We start from the raw sequence: 23326 nt of genomic DNA, 5'->3' as shown, positions 1-23326 counted from the left end.
ATCTTTTTTCTATTTTAAAGAAGACTCAAGTGCTTTTAATCTAGAAATATAGGCTTGAGTGTTGATGATTTCACTTTTAGAAGTTTCTTTAACTAGTTCACTTTTAGCACATTTATTATCAAGTAATGAAATAGAATAAGATGCTTGTAAAATTGCAATTGCTTGTTTTATATATGCAATTTCATTACTGTCTGAAGCTTTAACTTCTGCTAAGTCTTTTTGAAGCTTATCTATAATTACTTTATATTGCTTTATATATTCAGTATCGTCTTTGAATTGTTCCTTAGTTTTACCATAAGTATCAATTAATTTAGATAATTCAATTCTCATTTCTTTTATCTCACCAGTATAGTTATCAATCATATCATCACTAATATCAGTTAACTCTGGATTACTTGAATAGCTTTCTATATTATGAGTTGCAAATAATATGGCTCTATGTAGTAATATTTCCTCTCCTAAATAATCTATACAAATACTACCTGAAGCAGAAAGATTAGAAAGCTTAGATACTATTCCAGTAATATAATCAGATGTAACCTCATAATATGGATCATCAATAAACTGTGAGTAAGGGTTTTCTATGCAAGTTGCAGATACTGGTAAACTAAAAAGTAACATAGATACTAAGGTTAACATTGCTAAAAGAAAGCATATAAATTTTTTCATTCGTTTCACTCCTTAAATTTATTAATAATATTTAGTATGTTTAAAACAATAAAAATTTATTTATTGTTAAGTAAAAAGATTAAAATAGGGTAGCTTAGGACTACCCTTTATATAAGTAGTAGTATTATTTTTTTACAAAACTACCACAATCAGTACATTCTTTGCTATATGCACAACTAGTGTGAGTAACAACTTGAATGTGATTTAATGTACAATAATTATCATCTTGGCAATGAAACTTGCACTCAGTAACAGTACAACCGATACTTTCATTATGCTTCATAATTAATCCTCCTCTATATATTAATTAATATGTTAAGTTATATAACTGTAGGAGTATAGATTATATTAACTTAACAATATTACTCTTTATCCTAATTTATTTTATCCGTAGGAAAATAAATTATTCCCATAAAATATGTATAAAGTTTGAAAAAGTACAAGTAAGAGGTATTGACGAATGGGAGGTATAAAATTATACTAATACTTAGAAATGAATAATTAGGTACCTAACTAATGCGTGATAATAATATAAATATTTAGGTGAAAAATAGATAAATAAAGATTACATTACAGATTTATGAGAATTAACAAAAAGGAGATGAAAACTAGAAATGACTAAATTACTTAAGTATATTAAAGGAAATGCAATTATTTATACAATTTTAGCACCTTTAATGATGTTTATTGAAGTAATAATGGATTTGAACCAACCTAAGCTTATGTCAGATATTATAGATATAGGTATAGCAAATGGCGATATTAGTTATGTTTTAAATGTTGGATTTAAAATGATAGTAGTTGCTTTTATAGGAATATTAGGTGGAATGCTTTGTGGTATATTTGCAACTTTAGCTTCAATGAATATGGGAAAAAATATTAGACAAAGTCTATTTGATAAGATACAAAGTTTATCATTTTTAGAAATAGATAAATTTAAAACATCATCACTTATTACTAGGTTAACTAATGATGTAACTCAGGTTCAAAATATGGTTATGATGGGATTAAGGGGAATGGTAAGATCGCCACTAATTTTTTTAGGTGGTATAATAATGTCACTTACAATTAGCGTTAAATTATCAATGATATTTTTAATAGCAATTCCTTTAATTATATTAAGTGTAACTTTAATTACTTCAAAATCAATTCCATTTTTTACAGAGATGCAAAAGAAAATAGATAATGTAAATTTAGTTATGAGGGAAAATTTACTTGGTGTTAGAGTAGTGAAGGCTTTTACTATAGAAAATAAGGTAAGAGAAAGGTTTAGTAATGCCAATAAAGAATTAATGGATACAAGTATAAAAGCACAAGGAGTAACTATATTGCTTTGGCCACTTGTTACATTAATAATGAATTTAAGTGTTGTAGCAGTACTTTGGTTTGGTGGAAATTATGTTAACAATGGTTCCTTAGAAATAGGTAAGATAATGGCATTTATTAATTACTTAGTTCAAATAATGGGTTCTTTAAATATGCTAGTAATGATTATCATTAACTTTTCTAGAGCAAAAGTATCTGCAGAGAGAATTAATGAAGTTTTAGATATTGAATCATCAATAAAGGATAGAGAAAATACAGAGAAAATAGAAAATTTTGATGTTGAGTTTAAAGATGTTTATTTTAAATATAATAAAGATGGTGAATATGTATTAAAGGACATATCATTTAAGGCATCAGAGGGTGAAAAAATAGGAATAATAGGACCTACAGGAAGTGGTAAAAGTTCATTAATATCACTTATTCCAAGATTATATGATACAACATCTGGTTCTGTAATGATTGGAAATAAAGATGTTAGAAGTTTAAAAATAAAAGATCTAAGAAAAATTATTGGTGTTGTTCTTCAAGATACAACTCTTTTTTCAGGAAGTATTGCGGATAATTTAAGGTTTGGTATGGAAGATGCTAATGAAGAAATGATGGATAGTGCAACAAGGGATGCTCAGGCCTTTGAGTTTATAAATTCAAGTAATGAAGGATACAATAGAGAAGTTGGACAAAGAGGTAAAAATTTATCTGGAGGACAAAAACAAAGAATCTCTATTGCTAGAACTTTAATAAAGAATCCTAAGATACTAATTTTAGATGATTCAAGTAGTGCTTTAGATATGGAAACAGAATCGAAGTTACAAAACTCACTTAAAAATAGAATGAAAGATTCTACTGTATTTCTTATAGCACAAAGAATAAGTGCTGTAATGGATTCTGATAAAATAATAGTTTTAGATAACGGAGAAATTGCTGCAATAGGAACTCATAAAGAACTTATTAAAAATTGTGAGATATATAGAAGTATTGCTATATCACAATTAGGAGAGGAGGCAGTTTTAAATGTCTAATAAGTCACCAATACAAATGAGACCAGGAGCTGGACCTCACCAATTGCATAGAAAAAAGGTAGAAAAGATTAAGGATATTAAGGGAACTATAAAGAGATTACTTGGATATTTAATTGAAAAGAAAATTAATATATTTGTAGTATTTATTTTATGCTTTATAACAACTTTAATTAGTATTTTAGGGACAAGATTAAATGGATACACAATAGATAAATTTATTAAAACTGGAGATATAAAGGGGTTAGCCTTTATATGTATGATATTAGTTTTGATGTATTTAGTAAATATATTTTCAACTTACTATCAGAATAGTGTAATGATTAAAATATCGCAAAAAGTTTCAGCTAAAATAAGAGGAGAATTATTTACTGCGCTTCAAAGTTTACCACTTAAATATTTTGATAATAATTCAAGTGGAGATTTAATGAGCAGACTTACTAATGATGTTGATAATATAAATACAACTTTATCTCAAAGTGTAACTCAGTTATTTTCTGGAATAATAAATATAATTGGAATGTTTATTGCCATGATATTATTAAGTCCAATATTAACTTTAATAGGAATAATAACAATACCTTTAACTTTTATAACAACAAAAACATTAGCTAAGAAAACTCAAGGTTTTTTTGTGAAGCAACAAAAAGAGCTTGGAAATTTAAATGGCTATATTGAAGAAATGGTATCAGGACAAAAGGTTGTGTTATTATTTTCAGAAGAAGAAAGGGTTAAAGAGGAGTTTTCAGAAATAAATGAAAGGCTTACTAAAAGCGCAATAATAGCCCAAGGTGTTTCTTCATTTATGGGTCCAATAAATAATTTTATAAATAATATTTCATATTTAATAATTTCAGTTACAGGTGGATACCTAATTTTAAAGGGATATGCACTTACTGTTGGTATTGTATTTTCATTTTTACTTTATATGAGAAATTTTACAAGACCAATAAATGAGATAATGAATCTTTTTAATACTATTCAAAGTGCACTTGCAGGAGCAGAAAGAGTATTTGAAGTAATTGATGAAGAAAAGGAAAAGGATAAAAAAGATGCAGTTGATATTGATAATATAGAAGGTCATGTTGAATTAAAGGATGTAACCTTTTCTTACACTAATGGAAAAGAAATATTAAAAAATGTTTCATTAGAAGCCAAAAAGGGTGAAGTTATTGCAATAGTTGGACCAACAGGAGCAGGTAAAACTACAATAGTTAATTTGCTGACTAAGTTTTATAATATTGATAGTGGACAAATATTAATTGATGGAAGAAATATAGATGAAATAACTAGAGAAAGTTTAAGAAAAACAGTAGCAATGGTACTTCAAGATACTTACTTATTTTCAGAAACTGTTAGTGAAAATATAAGATATGGAAGATTATCTGCTAGTAATGAAGAAGTTATAGAAGCAGCAAAAATTGCCGATGCACATCATTTTATAAAGCAACTTCCGCAAGGATATAATACAGTATTATCAGATAATGGTAGTAATTTATCACAAGGGCAAAGACAGCTTTTAGCTATTGCAAGAGCTGTTTTATCCAATGCATCCATTTTAATATTAGATGAGGCAACCTCTTCAATAGATACAAGAACAGAAGTATTAATTCAAAATGCAATGCTTAAACTTATGAAAGGAAAGACTACTTTTGTAATAGCCCATAGATTAAGCACTATTAAAAATGCAGATAAGATTTTAGCTTTAAAGGATGGAAAAATTATTGAAAGTGGAACTCATGATGAGCTTTTAGCTAAAGATGGATTCTATGCAAACCTATATAATAGCCAATTTAAAAAAGGAATAGAAATTTAGACAAAAATCGGGCTACCTCAGAGGTTAATCCAATAAATGGATTTACCTCTGAGGTAGCTTATATTGTATAATAAAATAAATAATTTAAAAATACATATTAAAAGGAGATAAAAAAATGATAGTAATGTGTCCAGGATGTTCAGGAATAGACCTAGATATAGTGAAAAAGGAGTTTAAAGATGAAAAAATAGTTTGTGGATGCATAGGTGAATGTGGTGGAAGAATGGATGGAACTATAGTTGCCATGGTTAATGGAGAATTTGTTGAAGCTGCAAGTGAAGTTGAGTTTATCATAAAAACAAGATCAATATTAAACATGAAATAAATTGCGCATTACATGAGGCGAAAAAATGAAATATTTATTTTCCGGGAACGGTGAAATTTTCGCCTAGAATTTATATCTTTGTTCCATTGAACTTGCTAAAGTTGTAAAAGCCGCTGACGCTTCAATACAACTTCTTTACGCAAGTTCAATTCCACAAAGATTAAATTCTACGGCTTAATTTCAATATTCCCTCCAAATTAATATTTCATTTTTTCCATCCATGTAGTGCGCAATTTAGTTAATATATTTATTTAAAAATCTTTCTACAGTTTCCCAATATAACTTAGGATTAACGTAGCTAGCTCTGGCATGAGCTGCACCGTTGATAATTAATTTTTCTTTTTCAACAGGTGAGGCATTATATAGTTCATCAAGCATAAAGAAAGGAACAAATCCATCTTTATCGCCATGAATAAAAAGTGTTGGAGTCACTGATTTTTTTATTTGCTTAATAGATGATGCTTCACTAATAAAATATCCAGCACGAACTTTACAAATAATGCTTGCTACTTGCATCATAGGAAATGATGGTACTTTAAATAATGCTTTTAATTGATAAGCAAACTGATTCCAAGCAGAGGTATATCCACAGTCTTCTATTATTGCCTTAACATTGTGAGGCAACTTTTCACCAGAAGCATTCATAACAGTTGCAGCTCCCATGGAAACACCAAAAAGAACAATTTGAGAACCTTTATAAGTATTAGCAATATAATTTGATAAATCAACAATATCAAGTCTTTCATGCCACCCCATTCCTATATAGGTACCTTCACTTTTACCGTGACCTCTTAAATCAGGAATTATAATATTATATCCCATATCATAAAACTTTTGAGCGTATGAAGCCATATATATGCCTTGAGAAGTATAGCCATGAACGGCAATAACCCATTTGCTAGAGGTATTTTTATTTTTTATAACGTAGTTATGTAATATTAAATTGTCTTTAGATTTAATAAATAAATCTTCATAGTTACTATATTTAAGCAACCATGTTTTACTATCTACAGTAGAAACACCACTAGTTTCATTTTGTTTTGTTTCTTTATTAGAGTTATTTTTAAATATTAAATCTTTTGGGTATTTTGGGTTTATACCTAAGTTGTATAAGTAATTTCCGCCATAGTAAATTACTATTATTAAAGCTATAAGTATAATAAATAGTAAAATTATTATGATTTCCTTCATATGTTCACCTCTAAAATAGAACTTTTGTATTAATTATATCACTAAGAATATAGAATATGCTTAATAACAAGTTATTTAATTATAAAAAGGAGCCTACAAATTAAAAAGGCTCCTTAAGACTTTACTATTTTCCACTATCACCATAATTAGAAAGAACTCTAGCGCTAGGATCATTAACATTACATCCTTCCCAAGATTTATTAGGCATCCAAAAATCTTTAATCCACTTAGCATTTCCAGAATAATATTTTTCAAAAATATCTCTATAAAGAAGAGATTCCTTAGTGAATGGTGTGCAATATTTATATTTTTCTTTAGCTAATTCAAGATCAGCATAAGTATATTTTTCTTCGGCATATTCCTTTAAGTAATCTACTAGAGAATGACCAACAGCATCACTAAAAGCAGCTTTTTCACGATATAATAAATCTTTAGGTAGATAGTTATCTTCTTCAAATGCTTTTCTTAATAAATATTTACCTTTGTCGTAAGCATTCATTTTTTTTGATGGATTAATGCTCATCACATAATTTACAAAATCAATATCTGCGAAAGGAACTCGTCCTTCTAAAGCATGAGCAGAAATACAACGATCAGCTCTTAAAACATCATACATATAAAGTTCCTTAATTCTTTTTTGAGATTCTTTTTGGAACTCCCTTGGAGAAGGTGCGAAATCAGTATATTTATAACCAAACAATTCATCACTTACCTCACCTGTCAAAATAACTTTTAAATCAGTATTTTCATGGATATATTTACATAATAAATACATTCCAATACTTGCTCTAATAGTAGTAATATCAAATGTTTCTAAATGATAAATAACCTCTTCTAAGGAACTTAATACATCCTCTTTTGTTATTATAACTTCAGTATGGTCTGTACCTAAAAATTTAGCAGCTTGTTTTGCATATTTTAAATCTATTGGATCAGTATTCATTCCTATAGCAAAAGTTTTGATTGGCTTATTACTAAGTCTTTGAGCAATAGAACATACAAGAGAAGAGTCTAATCCTCCACTTAATAAATATCCAATAGGTGCATCTGCATGAAGCCTTTTTTCTACAGCTGAAACTAATTTAGTTCTTATATTGTTAAAAATGGTTTCTAAATTATCGTTATTAATAAACTTTGAATCTGATAAATCATTATAGCAAATAAATTCTCCATCCTTATAATAATGTCCAGGAGGAAATGGCATAATATTATCGCAATAATCAATTAAACCTTTTGCTTCACTTGCAAAAGAAATTTTATGATCTTCTTTTGTGTATCCATAAAACATAGGTCTGATTCCCATTGGATCTCTAGCAGCCATTATGGAATTAGTTTTAGCATCATATAATACTAAAGCAAATTCAGCATCCAGCATTTTACACATTATCTCTATGCCATATTTATAATATAGAGGTATTAATACTTCACAATCACTATTTGAATGAAATTTATATTCATCACTTAATAATTCTTTTAAAGATGAATAATTATATATTTCACCATTACATACAAGTTCGCATGAATTATATTTAAAAGGTTGATTTCCATTAGAAGATAAATCCATTATTGATAAACGGTTAAAGCCCCAAGATAGATGATTTTCAATAGCAGCATAGTTATTATCCGGCCCTCTATGTTTAAGTTTTTTTAAAGCATTTGATAAATAAGAAAAATTTAATTCATTAGAAGAAAATACAACAAAGCTACACAAGTTTTTAGCCCCCTTTTATAAAATAATAAAGGCCCGCTAAATGCGAGCCTTAAAAAATTCCTATCTAGATAAAGGCTCAAATATAGCAAATAGTAATTAAAAAATAAAAATATAACCTGTATTTTTAATTATTAATTTGCTTTATCATCGCCTTTGATGACTAAAATTAAAAAAACTATTTGTTAAATTATATTATAAATGGAATTAAAATGCCACAAAATTTATAAAAAATATATAGATTAAATAAAAATAATTAGTAAAAGTGTTATTTATAAAAGTAGTAAGCATCACAAAAGAATTGAATATAATAAAATATAGATTTATTTATTCATTAAATCACTTTTTATAGATAAAGCACTATAAATGATGTACAATATTATGAGATAATAAAATACATTGTTATAAATAATTAATGAAAATCAATTTAAGATAAGGAGATTTTAGATGTTATTAAGTGAAATATTGAAAAATTCAAAGTTAGATTATACTTCTACAAATGAAATAGATTATACAAAAATAAATGTTATAGATATTACAAGAGATACAAGGGAAGTAATAGAAGGAAGTCTTTTTATTGCTGTTATAGGATTAAAAGTAGATGGGCATGATTTAATAAATGATGCCATAGAAAAAGGTGCAAAGGTAATTGTTCACAGTAAAGATATAAGTGATATTAAAGAAGGCGTTGCTTACATAAGGGTAAGTGATACAAGAGAATGTATGGCTATTATTGCAAAGACATTCTTTAACATACAAGATGGTGACTTAACATTCTTAGGGGTAACAGGTACTAACGGAAAGACTACATCAACATATATGATGAAGCACATATTAGAACATGCAGGAAACAAGGTTGGTCTTATAGGAACTATAGCCAATTATATTGGTGATAAGATGATTCCTACATCAATGACAACTCCAGAAGCTATAGAATTATTTAGACTTATTAAGGATATGAGAGAAGCGGGCTGTAAATACTGCTTAATGGAAGTATCATCTCATGCATCTGCAATGGGAAGAGTAGAAGGATTAAACTTCAGCAGAGGTATGTTTACAAACTTAACTCAAGATCATATGGACTATCATAAGACATTTGAAAATTATTATAATGCAAAGTTTAAGTTTATTAAGGGAGCTGAAACTACTGTTATAAATTGTGATGATCAATATGGAAAAAGAATGTTAGATACATTATATGAGAATAGCAATGATAATAAAGTTGTTACTTCTTATGGAGTAAATTCTGGATATGTTAGGGCTAAAAATTTAGACTTACAAGCAAATGGTTCAACTTTTGACTTATATATAGATGAAGAATTTAAGGGAAGTATTAAGCTTCATATTCCAGGACTTTATAATATTTATAATGCATTAGGTGTTATAGGAATGCTTGTTGTTGGTGGATATGTAAATGTAGATGATGTCATAGAAGGTTTTGATACAATGAAAGCAGTTGCTGGAAGATGTGAAAGAGTATATCATGATAAAATGAAATCTACAATAGTTATAGATTATGCTCATACTCCAGATGGATTAGAAAATATTTTAGAAACTATGAAGGAAGTTGTTAAAGGAAAATTAATAACAGTATTCGGTTGTGGTGGAGATAGAGATAAAACCAAGAGACCTTTAATGGGAGCAATTGCTGAAAAATATAGTGATGTTGCAATAGTAACGTCTGATAATCCACGAACAGAAGATCCACACAGAATAATAGAAGATATATTAGAGGGAATTAAGGATAGTCATACTGTTATTGAAGATAGAAAAGAAGCTATAGAGTATGCATGTAGAATTGCAGGTAAAGATGATATAGTTGTTATAGCAGGAAAAGGTCACGAAGATTATCAAATAATAGGAACAGTAAAACATCATTTTAGTGATAAAGAAACAGTTATAAATTATTTTGATAGCATTTAATTAAATAATTATTTTAAAAATAGGTATACTGAAAGGTATGCCTATTATTTTTTTGAAGATTTAAGAGGTAGCCATGAAAAAGATTACAAGAAAACGTATAAAAATAGTATATTTTTTAAAAGTAACATAAAAAATATACAAAAAATAAAAAAAATGTACAAAGATTATTTTTAAAAATTGTTATTATATAATTGTAAATGAGATAATTATAAAATAAGTTATTAAATATTATTAAAAATAATGAATTTAAGGTGGGATAATTTATTATGGTAAAAAATAATTTAGCTGAAATCTTAAAAAATAGATTTCAAAAATCAATAGAAGAAGCAACAAACGAAGAAGTATATTTAGCATTATTAGAAATGACAAAAGGATGTATTAAAAATAAAGGAACAAATAAAGGTAGTAAAAAATTATATTATATTTCAGCAGAATTTTTAATCGGAAAATTATTATCAAATAATTTAATAAATTTAGGCCTTTATGATGAAGTTAAAGAAGTGTTAGCTGCTAATGGAAAGGATTTAACTGAAATAGAAGAAATAGAGTTAGAACCTTCATTAGGAAATGGTGGATTAGGAAGATTAGCTGCATGTTTCTTAGATTCAATAGCAACGTTAGGTTTAAACGGAGATGGTGTTGGATTAAACTATCACTATGGATTATTTAAGCAAGTATTTAAGAATAATAAACAAACAGCTGAAAAGAACCCATGGATAACTCCTGAAAGTTGGTTAAATAAATCTAACATTAAATTTGATGTATTATTTGGTGGATTTAAGGTAACTTCAACATTATATGATATAGATGTAACAGGATACAATCAAGCTTCAAATAAATTAAGATTATTTGATATTGATACAATTAATGAAGATTTAGTTAAAGATGGAATAAGTTTTGATAAAGAGGATATTAAAGAAAACTTAACATTATTCTTATATCCAGATGATAGTGATGAAGCAGGACACTTATTAAGAATATATCAACAATATTTTATGGTAAGTAATGCTGCGCAATTAATTCTTTTAGAAGCAGAAGAGAATGGATATGACTTACACAAGTTACATGAGCATGTAGTTGTTCAAATTAATGATACACACCCTTCAATGGTTATACCAGAATTAATAAGATTATTAGGAGAAAAGGGTATCGAAATGCAAGAAGCTATCGGTATCGTTACCAAGACTTGTGCATATACAAATCATACAATATTAGCTGAAGCATTAGAAAAATGGCCAATAGCTTATTTAGAAAAGGTTGTGCCTCAACTAATGCCAATTATAAGAGAATTAGACAACTTAGTTAAAGAAAAATATGATGATGAAAGAGTCTATATTATAGATAAAGATGATAGAGTTCATATGGCTCATATGGATATTCATTATGGATTTAGTGTAAATGGTGTTGCAGCACTTCACACAGAAATATTAGAACAAGAAGAATTAAGACCATTTTATGATATCTATCCAGAAAAATTTAATAATAAGACAAATGGTATAACTTTTAGAAGATGGTTAATCCACTGTAATAATGAATTAACTAATTATATTACAGAACTTATTGGTGATGAGTTCAAGACTGATGCAACTAAATTAGAAGATTTAGGTAAGTATGTTGATAACAAAGAGGTATTAAAAAAGCTTGGAGAAATAAAGAAGCATAATAAAATTGCATTAAAGAAATATTTAAAAGACACTCAAAATATTGAAATAGATGAAAACTCTATTTTTGATATTCAAATAAAGAGACTTCACGAATATAAGAGACAACAAATGAATGTTTTATATATCATTCATAAATATTTAGATATTAAAGCAGGAAACATTCCAACAACTCCAATCACAATGATATTTGGAGCAAAGGCTGCACCAGCTTATATAATTGCACAGGATATAATTCATACAATTCTTTGCTTACAAGAAATTATAAATAATGATCCACTTGTTAGCAAACATTTAAAAGTTGTTATGGTTGAAAACTATAATGTAACTAAAGCTTCTAAGTTAATACCAGCTTGTGATGTTTCTGAACAAATTTCTTTAGCATCTAAGGAAGCTTCAGGAACAGGTAATATGAAGTTTATGTTAAATGGTGCATTAACTTTAGGAACTGAAGATGGAGCTAACGTTGAAATTCATCAATTAGTTGGTGATGATAACATCTATATCTTTGGTGAGTCAAGTGAACAAGTAATTGAGCATTATAAGAAAGCTGACTATATTTCAAAGAAATATTATGAAAAAGAAAATATCAAGGAACTAGTTGACTTTATAGTAAGTGATGAAATGTTAAAGGTTGGAGATGAAGTTAATCTAAACAGACTTCACCATGAATTAATAGTTAAGGACTGGTTCATGACGTTACTTGATATTGAAGATTATATTAAAACTAAGGATAAAGTATTTAAAGATTATGAAGATAGAGAAACTTGGAATAGAAAAGTTTTAATAAACATCAGTAAAGCAGGATTCTTCTCATCAGATAGAACAATTGCTCAATACAATGAAGATATATGGAAATTAAAATAATATAATAAACGAAGGAAAAATTTAAAGGAGCTTATCATAAGATCAGCTCCTTTATTATTCCAAGATTTAAACTAGTATTACTTAAAATAATAATAAATGTTTAGTAGTTTTTATTAAACTGCAACATTTAGAATTTCTTCTACCTTCTTTTTAGAAGTTGGAATTATTCCACAATTAGGAGTTGAATATGGTAAGTAATTTATATTTAAGGGTTTTCTTTCAGCAAATAAAGCTTCATACTTGTTAGAAGGTTTATTTGATTCAACACTTTTAATTAACCCTTGCTCTATAAACTTCTTTTCAGAAATGTTATATAGTAAATAGAAAATTTCTTCATCTTTGGCATCACTAATTAGTCTTTCAGCATTTAAGTTATTTATTTTAAAGTTATAACCATTAATTAATTTGTTAGCAGTATAATCTGACTTTGCATTAGTTCTTAAAATGTAATATCTCATAAAAAAATCTCTCCCCATTTAGAATATATTTTTATAAAATTAACTAGACATTAATTTTATCTATTTTCTCATTTAATTATAAGTAGTTTGGCCACTCTACAATTATATATAATAACATTTATGGAAAATAAAGTAAATGAGGAGCGAGAAATTTTTATACAAGTAAATTAGATAAAAATATACATTATATATTACATGTTGTTGCAAAAAATCTAGTTTAGAGAGAAATGGTAGTATTTAATTTTTTTATTTGCATCATTATCTAATTTACTGTCAAGTAGGTTTTATAATGACATTGAAGCATTGGATAGATAAAGATTGTAAAGAGAATGAAGTTAAATTAGCAAAAATTATAGCGAAATGGATACCTATTCCATTAAATTTGTCTAAATAATTTTAATTTAGTTTAATTTGAAGATATTTATTATTTAAAGTTCAATATATTAAATTTTTCAAGATTTTAATATATTACTATATAGAAGGATGTCCAATTTGAACATCCTTTCTAATATACTTATTTTAAAAAAAGCCATTATTTTAAGAAAACAAATTCATTAGGTTTTGAATGTTCTTTTGAATAAGAGAATCCAAGTTCCTTAAAGTCCTTAACTTTTTCTATATCAGTAATATTATTTTCGGCTAAATAGCGTATCATAAGTCCACGAGCCATTTTAGCCTCTGTTGCTTTCACTTTAATTTTAGAGTTAACAAAATTTCCAAAAACACATGTTATGAAAATATCATCCTTTGTTAAATACTTTTCGATAGTCTTGCTATATTCTTTTGAAGCAAGATTTAATATAGTTTTAGCATCTTTAGTAAGTTCTTTATATAAAGAATCTCCCCAGAAAGAGTATAAGTTTTTGTTATCTCCTATTGATAACTTTGCTTGCATTTCTAATCTATAAGGGACGATACCATCAAATGGTTTTAAAATACCATAAAAACCAGATAAAATTCTTAAATGATTAGATATATAATCAAATTCTGAATTGCTAAATGAATCTGGAGACATGTATTTGTATTGGATACCTTCATAAGAAAGAATTGCAGGTGATAAATTTTTATATAAATTCATATTTTTATACCTAGAATAGTTAAGCTCTGCAATTTCATCATTACAAGCTAAAAGTTTTTTTAAATCATCATAGCTATAATTTTTTAAATTACTATATAAATACTCTGTCTTGTCCATAAAACATGGTATAGATTCGCTTATAATATCGTCATTATTTATATTCATTTTTTTTGCAGGTGAAATAATTATATTAAATGTTTTAGTGTTCAAATTAATCAGCTCCTAAATGAAATGTCATAAATAGTATATCATACATAATAATTATTATTATATAAAAATTAAAAGTTTAGAATTAATTCTAATAATGTTAAATAAAAATATTATTAGGAAAAATTATGAATATTTTATAAGTTTAAATTTTATAGTATAATTTATTTAATAAAAAATGGAAAATAGAGAGGGCAATTTATGAAGATAGGATTAGTATTAGCTGGTGGAGGCGGAAAGGGAGCATATGAACTTGGTGTTTGGAAAGCCTTAAAGCAGTTGAATTTAACTAAATACATATCAGTTTTTTCAGGCACTTCTATAGGAGCCTTTAATTCTGTATTATTTGCTATGGATGAAATGGAAAAGGCAGATAAACTTTGGGAAGAAGTAACAATGGATAAATTAGTACCTGTTAGTAAAACAGAGTTAATTAAAAGAGGAATTGGACTATATATTGGAGGAAAGAATCTACAGCTAGCTAAAAAGTTTTTAACAGATAAATTGGAACATGGAGCTATTAGTAATGATGGCGCTGTAGAAATGGTAGAAAAGTATCTAGATTTTAATAAAATTAATGAAAATAAAAAAATATGTTATGCAGCATGTACAAAGTTACCTAATCTTAATGCTAAGTATTTTAAAATAAATGATTATGATGATGAGACTGCAAAAAAGATTGTATTAGCGTCAGCGTCACTACCCTTAATATATGATAGCACTGAGGTTCTAGGAGAAAAATATATAGACGGAGGAATAGCAGATAATGTTCCAATCCAGCCTGTATATGGAGAAAAATGTGATATTATAATTGTAGTTCTATTATCTAAAGATGCACAAATTGATAGATCTCTTTATCCAAATTCAAGACTTATAATAATAGCACCAGAAAATTTATCTGAAAATACTATAACAGGGACTTTGAATTTAGATAGAGATGCAAAGCGTGTAAGAATAATTGAAGGATATAATGATACTCTTAATAAGATAGAACCAATTATGGAATTAATTAAGTTTGTTCATAAGAAAGAAGAGGAAGTGAAGAATCCAACTTTATATAAAACTTATAAGTATTTAAAAGATATAAAGAAGAAAATTCATAAGAAGAAAATAAATAAAATTAAATAGAATTTATTAAATATTATTATAATAAATTTTGGATAAATTTGATTTTAAGGTAAAAACTGATATAATTTATATAAAAATATAATAGATGAAAGAGAGGGTAGGTTAGTTATATAAACTAACTATAAAATATGTTAAAAGAGGTATTAAAAAAAGATGAAATAGCAGCAATGAAGGCAAGAGATAAGGCAAGAGTTAGCGTTTTAAGATTAGTTAATTCTGAAATTAAGGCTTATGAAGTTAATAACAGAGAGGAAATTCCAGATGAAAATGTTATTAAAATAATAGAAAAAAGTATAAAGCAAACTAAGGAAGCTTTAGAATATGCTGTTCAAGCTAATAATGAAGAAAAGATTGCAGAAGGAAATTTTGCATTAGAAGTTTTAACTCCATATTTACCAAAACAATTAACTGAAGAAGAAGTTAATGCCATGTTAAAAGAAATCATAACTAATGGAAATTATACAGCTAAGGATATGGGAAAAATAATGAAAGAAATAATGCCAATGGTAAATGGTAAGTTTGATAGATCTAAAATTAATCCAATGGTAAAACAAATATTAGGTTAATAAAATAAATTTTAATAAAGGGTTGAGAGTATACTATTCTCAACCTTATTATATTTGATGTATACTTATGAAGGATATAAATTAGGATTTATATTTATAATATAATGTTAAGAAGGGAGTTTCCATGGAAAAAACAAAAAAATATATTAGAAATAATAGAATAAAAGTTTTTAGTTTGCTAATATTATTTATTATTTTTATAGCTGTATTTATATGGACTAATAATGATTATAATATATACAAATCAACAATAGCTAAGATAATAAATGTTAGTGAGTCTTTTGATAAAACAGAAGAGGGTCCAGATGGAAGGGAAGAGAATTATTACAATCAGGTTATTACAGCTAAAGTGAAAAATGGTAAATTTAAAGGAGAAATAGTTACATTAAAAAATACATACTCATCATCTATGCTTAAGGATGAAAAATATAAAAAAGGTGACGATTTGTTTGTAAGCATCAGAGAAGATAATGGAAACTTTACTGGAAGTATTAGTGGTGTAAAAAGAGATAAATTTATAGTTTTACTTATAGAAATATTTATTTTTACTATTGTTAGTATAGCTGGGAAATTTGGCGTTTATACACTAGCTACATTGATTGTTAATATATCTGCATTTATATATTTTATAAAGTTATATATTTTAGGAAGGGATTTCGTACTAATAAATTTATTAATGATAATATTTTTTAGTACTGTAACGTTATTGTTACTTGGCGGTTTTTCAAGAAAAAACGTAGGAGCAATAATTTCAACACTAATAACAACTTCGTTAATATATGTATTATACAAGCTAATTATAGAACTTACAGGTGATTTACATTATGAATTAATGGATTATATATCAGGACCTAATGATATAGAAAACATATTTTTATCAGGTGTAATAATAGGATGCTTAGGTGCAGTTATGGATGTAAGTATAACAATTAATTCTGCTGTTAACGAAATTGTTAATTCAAAAAGTTCTGTCACTCTAAAGCAGTTAGTTAAATCTATAAGAGAAATTGGACATGATATTATGGGAACTATGATAAATGTTCTAATGTTTTCTTATATAGGAGGGAGTTTAACTATTGTTATATTGAAAATAATAAATGGATATAATTTGGCAAGGATGATTCAGTTTGATATTTCTTTTGAAATAATTAGATTTTTAATTGGCTCTATAGGAATAGTTGCAGCTGTACCTATATCAGCCTTAGTTGCGGTATTATTTTTTAGGAAAGGAATGAAGAAAGATGATACTGATATTAGCAATAGTGTTATTAGTATTAATGATTCTAATAGGGGGAGATAGGGGGGCAAAATCTTTTATTGCACTTATGTGTAATATGCTTGCCTTAGTAATTGGTCTTTATCTTATAATTTTAGGAATTAATCCACTAATAATAACTATTTTAGGTATTATAGTTTTTTGTCAGATAACATTGATATATCAAAATGGACATAATTTAAAAACTTATGCTGCAGTTATTTCGGTTATTTTTGTTACATTAATATTAAGTTTAATTATTATGTATATAGGTAATAAATCTAATTTTGGTGGATATAGTGAATTAGATTTAAGTTCAGATATTAGTATCTATTTATCTCCTAATGTAAATATTAATATGAATCAATTAATGATATGTATGATTATAGTAAGTTTGTTAGGGGCAATAATGGATACGGCAATGGCAATAACATCTTCTTTATTTGAATTTAATGAAGTTAATAATGACATTACTATTAAAGAGTTAATAAAGATGGGATTTAATGTTGGAAGAGACATATTAGGAACTACAGTTAATACACTTTTCTTTGCCACCATAGGAGAAACTATGATGATTAGTATTTTATTTATGAAAAACAATTATACTTTTGAAAGTGTTATTAATTCAAAGGAGTTTTTTCAAAACTTATTTAGCTTAGCTATTTCTAATATAGGATGTTTACTTATAATACCAATAAGTATTTTTATAGGAACTTATATGTTAAAGGGAGATAATAAAGTTATAAATAAAATAAAATTTTATTGTAACAGGTTAGAGAAAGAAAATAATAATTAAAATAGGATAAATTTATTTTTTAAAACAATTGAAATATTACAAAATTGCTATTAAAGTAAATATTATACAAATAGTAATAAGATTATTATAAATTAGGGGGAAAGAAAAAATGAGTAAACTTAAGAAATTAAGAGAAGTTATGAAAAAATATAATATTAATTATTACATAATTCCAAGTGCAGATCCTCATCAAAGTGAATATGTAGCAGAATATTATAGAGGAAGAGCAGAAGTGTCAGGATTTACTGGTTCTGCTGGTACATTATTAGTTGGAGAAAAAGAAGCTAAATTATGGACTGATGGAAGATATTTTATACAAGCAGCAGAGCAATTACAAGGTAGTGGAATTGATTTAATGAAAATGGCAACACCAGGATATGATACTATTAATCAATGGGTAGAAAAGAACATTAAAGAAAATAAAACATTAGGTTTTGATGGAAGATGTTATAGTACTAATCAATATAAAGATTTATTAAAGATAGCTGAGAAGAATAAGTTCAATATAAATATGGACAAGGATTTATTAGAAGAGATATGGAATGATAGACCAAGCTTACCAGAAGATAAGATTTTTGTTCATGATGAAAAATATTGTGGAAAAAGTGTAAAAGAAAAACTAAATGAAGTTAGAAAATATATGAAGGAAAATGAAGTTCAAAACTACTTATTAACTTCTTTAGATGATATAGCATGGCTTTTTAATATTAGAGGCAATGATATTTTGTTTAATCCGGTGGCGTTAAGTTATGCAATAATAACAGAGAATGAGGCAAAGCTTTATATTAGTAAAACTAAAGTTGATGCTGAAGTAGAAGCAGCCTTAAAAGCACAAGAAGTTATTATATATGATTATAGTGAAATTGAAGAGCATGTAAAACATCTTAATGGAAATACATTAATAGATCCAGCTAAAGTTAATGCTAAACTTTATTCTTTATTATCTTGCACAATAATAGAAAAGCTAAATGTAACTACTAAATTAAAGGCTATAAAAAATGAGATTGAAATAGCTAATTTTGAAAATGCTCATATTAAAGATGGCGTTGCAATGGTTAAATTTATAAAATATTTAAAAGATAATATTGGTAAAGAAAAAGTTACTGAAATATCAGCTAGTAAAAAGTTATCAGAATTGAGAAGTCAAGGTGAACTAGCAAAGGGAGATAGCTTTGGAACAATAGCTGGATATAAAGAACATGCGGCTATGATGCATTATAGTGCTACTCCTAAAAGTGATTATGAATTAAAACCACAGGGATTATTTTTAGTGGATTCAGGTGGACAATATTTAGATGGAACTACTGATATAACAAGAACTTTTGTATTAGGAGATATTACAGAAGAGGAGAAAAGAGACTTTACTTTAGTGTTAAAAGGTCACATTAATTTGGCAAAAGCTAAATTTTTAAAGGGATCTACAGGGTGTAATTTAGATATTTTAGCTAGAGGTCCATTGTGGCAATATGGTTTAGATTATAAGTGTGGAACAGGGCATGGAGTTGGATTTTTCTTAAATGTTCATGAAGGGCCACAAGGTATAAGACCTAATGGAAATACAGTTCCATTGGAGCCAGGAATGATATTAACTAATGAACCTGGTGTTTATAAAGAGGGTAAATTTGGAATAAGAACTGAAAATGTTATGGTAGTAGTTAAGGATGAAAGTAATGAATGTGGAGAATTTTATAAATTTGATACAATATCATACTGTCCTATAGATTTAAATGGAATTAAAGTAGAATTGTTAAATGAGGATGAGAAAAAATGGTTAAACAATTATCATAAGAAAGTATATAATAAGCTTTCACCTTATTTAAACTCAGAAGAGAAAGAATTATTAAAAAGAGAAACAAGAGAAATATAACTATAAATAAGAAAAAGTTAGGATTGGAGATATAATCCTAACTTTTTTTCTGTAAATTATATAAATAAAAATAATAGTACCAAAGATAGAGTAGTTATATAAGAATTGCGTTTAATATTAGCTTAGTGTACTAGAAAAATAAGAATAATAACGGCCATATTAGCCAGTTGTTACCAAAGCCGCAGTTTCCAGAACCACAGTTATTAAAGCCACAATTTCTACAGCCGCAGTTATTAAAATTACCACAATTATTTCTACCACAATTATTTCTACAACAATTTCTGTTACGATTATTACAAGATCTTCCCATAAATTTTCCTCCTATGAAATATGAAAACTTAATTCATATTCTGTTAAATTTGTTTTATACTATAATATACTCAACATAAAAAATATAGTGCATATTATTTATGGAAATTTTAGTATAATTACAATATTTAAAAAAATAGTTTTGATATAATAAATGTAAATATTAGATAAAAGCCTTAATATATGGGATGTATACTCACATAATAATACAGATTTAATATATTAATAACGAAGTATTAAATTAAGGTGGTAAAATGAGTTTTGGAAAATTAGAATTTATTTTATATGTGGGGGAAGAGGCGTTACCAGTTACTGATGCTGAAATAATTATTTTAAATACAGATACAGCAGATATTTTTAGTAATAAGGTTTTAAAGGTAGATAGTAATGGTAAAAGTAAACCTGTGAGTTTATATACCTATGAGAGATATTTATCAGAAGAGCCTGATGCATCTATCAAGCCATATAAAACTTATGATGCTATTATTATTAGTAATACACTACAAAATAAATATATAAAAAATATCCCTATTTTTGCTGGTATAACATCTATTCAAAAAGTTCAGATGACTCCAAAAGCAAGGGGATTAAATGCAATTGATATTATAGATATACCACCAAATGGGTTAATTGCAAGTGAAGAAGTAATAGCTGAAGAAAAAATAGGGGTTAAAAATATTGCAATGGAAGCTAGTAATGAAAAAGGTGAAAAAATACTAAAGGAAGTTGTTATACCTGAATATATAACTGTTCATTTAGGTTCTCCAAATTCAAGTGCACAAAATGTGACTGTATTATTTACTGATTATTTAAAAAATGTTGCATCAAGTGAAATATACCCAACATGGCCAAGAGCAGCATTAGAAAGTAACATTTATGCTCAAATTTCATTTACTTTAAATAGAATATACACTGAATGGTATAGAAGTAGAGGATATGATTTTGATATTACAAATTCAACAGCTTATGACCATTATTTTGTAAATGGAAGAAATATTTATGATACTATAAGTGAAGTTGTAGATGATATATTCAATGAATATATATCTAGAATTCAATTTAAAGAACCATTATTGGCTCAATATTGTAATGGGACAACTGTTACTTGTGATGGATTATCTCAATGGGGAACAGTAAGTTATGCAGATCAAGGATATGATGCATTTAAAATATTACAGGTGTATTATGGTAATAATATTGAATTAAGAACAGCTAATTATGAATATGGCACCATACAATCCTATCCTGGTAAGGCACTAAGAGTAGGTGATAGTGGTGAGGATGTTAAAACAATTCAAATGCAACTAAATAGAATAAGAAAAAATTATCCTGAAATTCCTGAAATAACAAATGTAAATGGAGAGTTTAATGAGGCAACTAAAAATGCTGTAAAAACCTTTCAAAAGATTTTTAATTTAACTCAAGATGGAATAGTAGGAAAACAAACATGGTATAAGATATCACAAATTTATGTAGGTGTAAAAAAACTAGCAGAACTTAATTCAGAGGGAGAAAAGTTACCTTTACCTGAAACTGCGCCAACAGAAACAATACGATTAGGTGCTGAAGGAGAAAACGTAAAGATTGCACAATACTTATTAGCTGTTATAGGAGCTTTTTATGATGAAATATTACCGGTAAAAATTACTGGAAAATATGATAATGAAACAGAGGAGTCAGTAAGATCATTCCAAAGGCAATTTAATTTAACTGTGGATGGGATTATTGGACCTAAAACATGGAGTAAGCTGATAGAAGTATATAAAACTCTAGAACCTTATATACTAGATTCTTCAGGGAAATTTATTAAATATCCAGGATATGTGCTAAAGAGGGGAAAGAGGGGTGAATCAGTAAGGCTTATTCAAACTTGGTTAGATGCAATTAATTCAAAATATCCATTTATTCCAGCAGTTACTGTTGATGGAATATTTGGAGATAGAACTAGAGAAGCTGTGATGATATTTCAAAGGTGGGCTGGATTAGTAGATGATGGAATAGTAGGGAAATTAACTTGGGATAAATTATATGAAGTCTATAGAAGCGTGGTTTAAATAAAAACTCTCTATGTATTGTAACTTAATCAATACGTAGAGAGTTTTTTGTTTTTAAATAAGATTTAAAATCTATAACAGTTTAATAAGAGGTTAAGTATAATTGTTGAGTTTAATCTCATATATTTCGTATTTATAATAAGTCAAGTTAAATATTACGAAAAATAATAATAAAAATATTGACAATGTTCGTAACAGGTAATAGAATTAAAGTGAAATATGAAGAATAAAATTAAATTAAGTCGAACATAAATTATTTAAGCTGGAGGAAAAGTATGAAAAGAAAAGGTCGTTATTTACTATTTATTCCATGTATAGTATTGGTAGCTTATTTTATGATAGTTCCATTAGTAGAGACAATAATTCCTACATTTACAGATACAAAAGATGGAATGTTTAGTGCGTATAAGGAATTTTTTACAGACTCATATATGATGTCAATATTTTTGAGAACAATCAAAATATCAGTAATATCATCAGTAATCTGTATGATTATAGGGGTACCAGTATCTTACTATATATCAAGGGTATCTAAAAAAATAAGAGGATTATTTATTGCATTAACAGTGTTTCCTATATTAACAAATTCAGTTGTGCGTTCATTTGCTTGGATGAGTATATTAGGAAAAAGTGGAATAATAAATAATTTACTTATGAAATTAAATATAATAAATGAACCATTATCTCTTTTATATACAGAGGGAGCAATTATAGTTGGTACTGTATATATATTCTTACCTTTAATGATTATTTCATTAGTAGGTGTTATGGAAAATATAGATAATGATTTATTAGAGGCAGCAGAAAGCCTAGGAGCAAATAAATTAAAGTCATTCTTTAAGGTTGTGTTTCCTTTAAGTTTACCAGGATTAATAGTTGGAACGGTTTTAGTATTTACAGGTTCTTTAACTGCATACACAACTCCACAATTATTAGGGGGAAATAAAAATACAGTTTTAGCAACATTAATATATCAAAAAACTATGACATTAGGAGATTGGCAAGGTGCTGCAGTAGTAGCAACTATAATGATTGTAGTAACTTTAATAGTGATAAAAGGAATCAATTTCTTGGCATCAAGATTAGATAAGAGAGGTGTTTCATAA

Annotated in this window: 19 protein-coding genes; 12 read left to right on the top strand and 7 right to left on the bottom strand. The window is 27.0% G+C overall.

Going from position 1 to position 23326, the window contains the following annotated elements:
• Positions 1 to 9: 9 nt before the first annotated feature.
• Together Q0G30_RS05255 and Q0G30_RS05250 are read right to left on the bottom strand one after the other, a co-directional pair.
• Positions 10 to 669 carry a hypothetical protein gene (locus Q0G30_RS05255; RefSeq protein WP_294387472.1) on the bottom strand — a complete coding sequence of 220 codons (660 nt, stop codon included), beginning with the start codon at positions 667 to 669 and terminating at the stop codon, positions 10 to 12.
• A 124-nt stretch (positions 670 to 793) separates the two neighbouring features.
• A complete protein-coding gene (locus Q0G30_RS05250) occupies positions 794 to 952 on the bottom strand; it encodes a DUF1540 domain-containing protein (protein ID WP_294387470.1) in 159 nt (52 codons plus the stop codon).
• A 331-nt stretch (positions 953 to 1283) separates the two neighbouring features.
• On the opposite strand from Q0G30_RS05250, the gene Q0G30_RS05245 reads away from it, so the two are divergent.
• The 3 genes from Q0G30_RS05245 to Q0G30_RS05235 all read left to right on the top strand — a co-directional run bounded on the left by Q0G30_RS05245 (position 1284) and on the right by Q0G30_RS05235 (position 5152).
• Positions 1284 to 3014, top strand: coding sequence for an ABC transporter ATP-binding protein (locus Q0G30_RS05245; protein ID WP_294387469.1), 1731 nt, complete (start codon positions 1284 to 1286; stop codon positions 3012 to 3014).
• The gene (locus Q0G30_RS05240; protein WP_294387467.1) at positions 3007 to 4827 is read left to right on the top strand and encodes an ABC transporter ATP-binding protein; all 1821 of its coding nucleotides are present in this window, start codon (positions 3007 to 3009) and stop codon (positions 4825 to 4827) included. The genes Q0G30_RS05245 and Q0G30_RS05240 overlap by 8 nt, the downstream gene beginning before the upstream one ends.
• A gap of 115 nt (positions 4828 to 4942) precedes the next feature.
• Positions 4943 to 5152, top strand: coding sequence for a DUF1450 domain-containing protein (locus Q0G30_RS05235; protein ID WP_294387464.1), 210 nt, complete (start codon positions 4943 to 4945; stop codon positions 5150 to 5152).
• 234 nt (positions 5153 to 5386) lie between these two features.
• Here the strand turns inward: Q0G30_RS05235 and Q0G30_RS05230 are convergent, their stop codons facing one another.
• Positions 5387 to 6343, bottom strand: a complete 957-nt coding sequence (locus Q0G30_RS05230) for an alpha/beta hydrolase (RefSeq protein ID WP_294387461.1) — start codon at positions 6341 to 6343, stop codon at positions 5387 to 5389.
• Positions 6344 to 6467: 124 nt separating this feature from the next.
• Positions 6468 to 8054: an asparagine synthase B gene (asnB, locus tag Q0G30_RS05225; RefSeq protein ID WP_294387459.1), complete on the bottom strand. Its 1587-nt coding sequence runs from the start codon at positions 8052 to 8054 to the stop codon at positions 6468 to 6470.
• 444 nt (positions 8055 to 8498) lie between these two features.
• Between asnB and Q0G30_RS05220 the strand changes: the two genes are divergently transcribed.
• Entirely contained in the window at positions 8499 to 9974 is a 1476-nt protein-coding gene (locus tag Q0G30_RS05220) for a UDP-N-acetylmuramoyl-L-alanyl-D-glutamate--2,6-diaminopimelate ligase (protein ID WP_294387455.1), read from the top strand.
• A 266-nt stretch (positions 9975 to 10240) separates the two neighbouring features.
• Positions 10241 to 12502, top strand: coding sequence for a glycogen/starch/alpha-glucan phosphorylase (locus Q0G30_RS05215; RefSeq protein WP_294387453.1), 2262 nt, complete (start codon positions 10241 to 10243; stop codon positions 12500 to 12502).
• Positions 12503 to 12615: 113 nt separating this feature from the next.
• Here the strand turns inward: Q0G30_RS05215 and Q0G30_RS05210 are convergent, their stop codons facing one another.
• Together Q0G30_RS05210 and yaaA are read right to left on the bottom strand one after the other, a co-directional pair.
• Complete coding sequence (locus tag Q0G30_RS05210) at positions 12616 to 12960, bottom strand: hypothetical protein (protein ID WP_294387451.1); 345 nt, start codon at positions 12958 to 12960, stop codon at positions 12616 to 12618.
• 532 nt (positions 12961 to 13492) lie between these two features.
• Positions 13493 to 14248, bottom strand: coding sequence for a peroxide stress protein YaaA (gene yaaA, locus Q0G30_RS05205; RefSeq protein WP_294387448.1), 756 nt, complete (start codon positions 14246 to 14248; stop codon positions 13493 to 13495).
• A 198-nt stretch (positions 14249 to 14446) separates the two neighbouring features.
• Between yaaA and Q0G30_RS05200 the strand changes: the two genes are divergently transcribed.
• The 5 genes from Q0G30_RS05200 (at position 14447) to Q0G30_RS05180 (ending at position 19857) form a co-directional block, all read left to right on the top strand.
• A complete protein-coding gene (locus Q0G30_RS05200; RefSeq protein WP_294387445.1) occupies positions 14447 to 15373 on the top strand; it encodes a patatin-like phospholipase family protein in 927 nt (308 codons plus the stop codon).
• A gap of 128 nt (positions 15374 to 15501) precedes the next feature.
• Entirely contained in the window at positions 15502 to 15939 is a 438-nt protein-coding gene (locus Q0G30_RS05195; protein ID WP_294387442.1) for a GatB/YqeY domain-containing protein, read from the top strand.
• Between the two features lie 124 nt (positions 15940 to 16063).
• Positions 16064 to 17239 carry a YibE/F family protein gene (locus Q0G30_RS05190; protein WP_294387439.1) on the top strand — a complete coding sequence of 392 codons (1176 nt, stop codon included), beginning with the start codon at positions 16064 to 16066 and terminating at the stop codon, positions 17237 to 17239.
• Entirely contained in the window at positions 17181 to 17990 is an 810-nt protein-coding gene (locus tag Q0G30_RS05185) for a YibE/F family protein (protein WP_294387436.1), read from the top strand. Before Q0G30_RS05190 ends, Q0G30_RS05185 begins: the two co-directional genes overlap by 59 nt.
• Before the next feature lie 109 nt (positions 17991 to 18099).
• Complete coding sequence (locus Q0G30_RS05180; RefSeq protein WP_195515001.1) at positions 18100 to 19857, top strand: aminopeptidase P family protein; 1758 nt, start codon at positions 18100 to 18102, stop codon at positions 19855 to 19857.
• Between the two features lie 130 nt (positions 19858 to 19987).
• On the opposite strand, the gene Q0G30_RS05175 is transcribed toward Q0G30_RS05180, so the two are convergent.
• Positions 19988 to 20167, bottom strand: a complete 180-nt coding sequence (locus Q0G30_RS05175; RefSeq protein WP_148322201.1) for a hypothetical protein — start codon at positions 20165 to 20167, stop codon at positions 19988 to 19990.
• 253 nt (positions 20168 to 20420) lie between these two features.
• Between Q0G30_RS05175 and Q0G30_RS05170 the strand changes: the two genes are divergently transcribed.
• Entirely contained in the window at positions 20421 to 22220 is a 1800-nt protein-coding gene (locus Q0G30_RS05170) for a peptidoglycan-binding protein (protein ID WP_294387428.1), read from the top strand.
• Positions 22221 to 22495: 275 nt separating this feature from the next.
• Positions 22496 to 23326 carry an ABC transporter permease gene (locus Q0G30_RS05165; protein WP_294387425.1) on the top strand — a complete coding sequence of 277 codons (831 nt, stop codon included), beginning with the start codon at positions 22496 to 22498 and terminating at the stop codon, positions 23324 to 23326.

Source organism: uncultured Clostridium sp., from assembly GCF_934754925.1.
Lineage (GTDB): Bacteria > Bacillota > Clostridia > Clostridiales > Clostridiaceae > Clostridium.
This window is presented reverse-complemented; position numbering and strand designations above follow the sequence as displayed.

Coding starts and splice junctions, on each gene's coding strand:
- Q0G30_RS05240 (WP_294387467.1), top strand. CDS start 3,007: ATGTCTAATAAGTCACCAATACAAATGAGACCAGGAGCTGGACCTCAC.
- Q0G30_RS05210 (WP_294387451.1), bottom strand. CDS start 12,960: ATGAGATATTACATTTTAAGAACTAATGCAAAGTCAGATTATACTGCT.
- Q0G30_RS05245 (WP_294387469.1), top strand. CDS start 1,284: ATGACTAAATTACTTAAGTATATTAAAGGAAATGCAATTATTTATACA.
- Q0G30_RS05165 (WP_294387425.1), top strand. CDS start 22,496: ATGAAAAGAAAAGGTCGTTATTTACTATTTATTCCATGTATAGTATTG.
- Q0G30_RS05235 (WP_294387464.1), top strand. CDS start 4,943: ATGATAGTAATGTGTCCAGGATGTTCAGGAATAGACCTAGATATAGTG.
- Q0G30_RS05230 (WP_294387461.1), bottom strand. CDS start 6,343: ATGAAGGAAATCATAATAATTTTACTATTTATTATACTTATAGCTTTA.
- Q0G30_RS05190 (WP_294387439.1), top strand. CDS start 16,064: ATGGAAAAAACAAAAAAATATATTAGAAATAATAGAATAAAAGTTTTT.
- Q0G30_RS05200 (WP_294387445.1), top strand. CDS start 14,447: ATGAAGATAGGATTAGTATTAGCTGGTGGAGGCGGAAAGGGAGCATAT.
- Q0G30_RS05170 (WP_294387428.1), top strand. CDS start 20,421: ATGAGTTTTGGAAAATTAGAATTTATTTTATATGTGGGGGAAGAGGCG.
- Q0G30_RS05195 (WP_294387442.1), top strand. CDS start 15,502: ATGTTAAAAGAGGTATTAAAAAAAGATGAAATAGCAGCAATGAAGGCA.
- Q0G30_RS05220 (WP_294387455.1), top strand. CDS start 8,499: ATGTTATTAAGTGAAATATTGAAAAATTCAAAGTTAGATTATACTTCT.
- Q0G30_RS05250 (WP_294387470.1), bottom strand. CDS start 952: ATGAAGCATAATGAAAGTATCGGTTGTACTGTTACTGAGTGCAAGTTT.
- Q0G30_RS05215 (WP_294387453.1), top strand. CDS start 10,241: ATGGTAAAAAATAATTTAGCTGAAATCTTAAAAAATAGATTTCAAAAA.
- Q0G30_RS05175 (WP_148322201.1), bottom strand. CDS start 20,167: ATGGGAAGATCTTGTAATAATCGTAACAGAAATTGTTGTAGAAATAAT.
- Q0G30_RS05185 (WP_294387436.1), top strand. CDS start 17,181: ATGATACTGATATTAGCAATAGTGTTATTAGTATTAATGATTCTAATA.
- Q0G30_RS05255 (WP_294387472.1), bottom strand. CDS start 669: ATGAAAAAATTTATATGCTTTCTTTTAGCAATGTTAACCTTAGTATCT.
- Q0G30_RS05180 (WP_195515001.1), top strand. CDS start 18,100: ATGAGTAAACTTAAGAAATTAAGAGAAGTTATGAAAAAATATAATATT.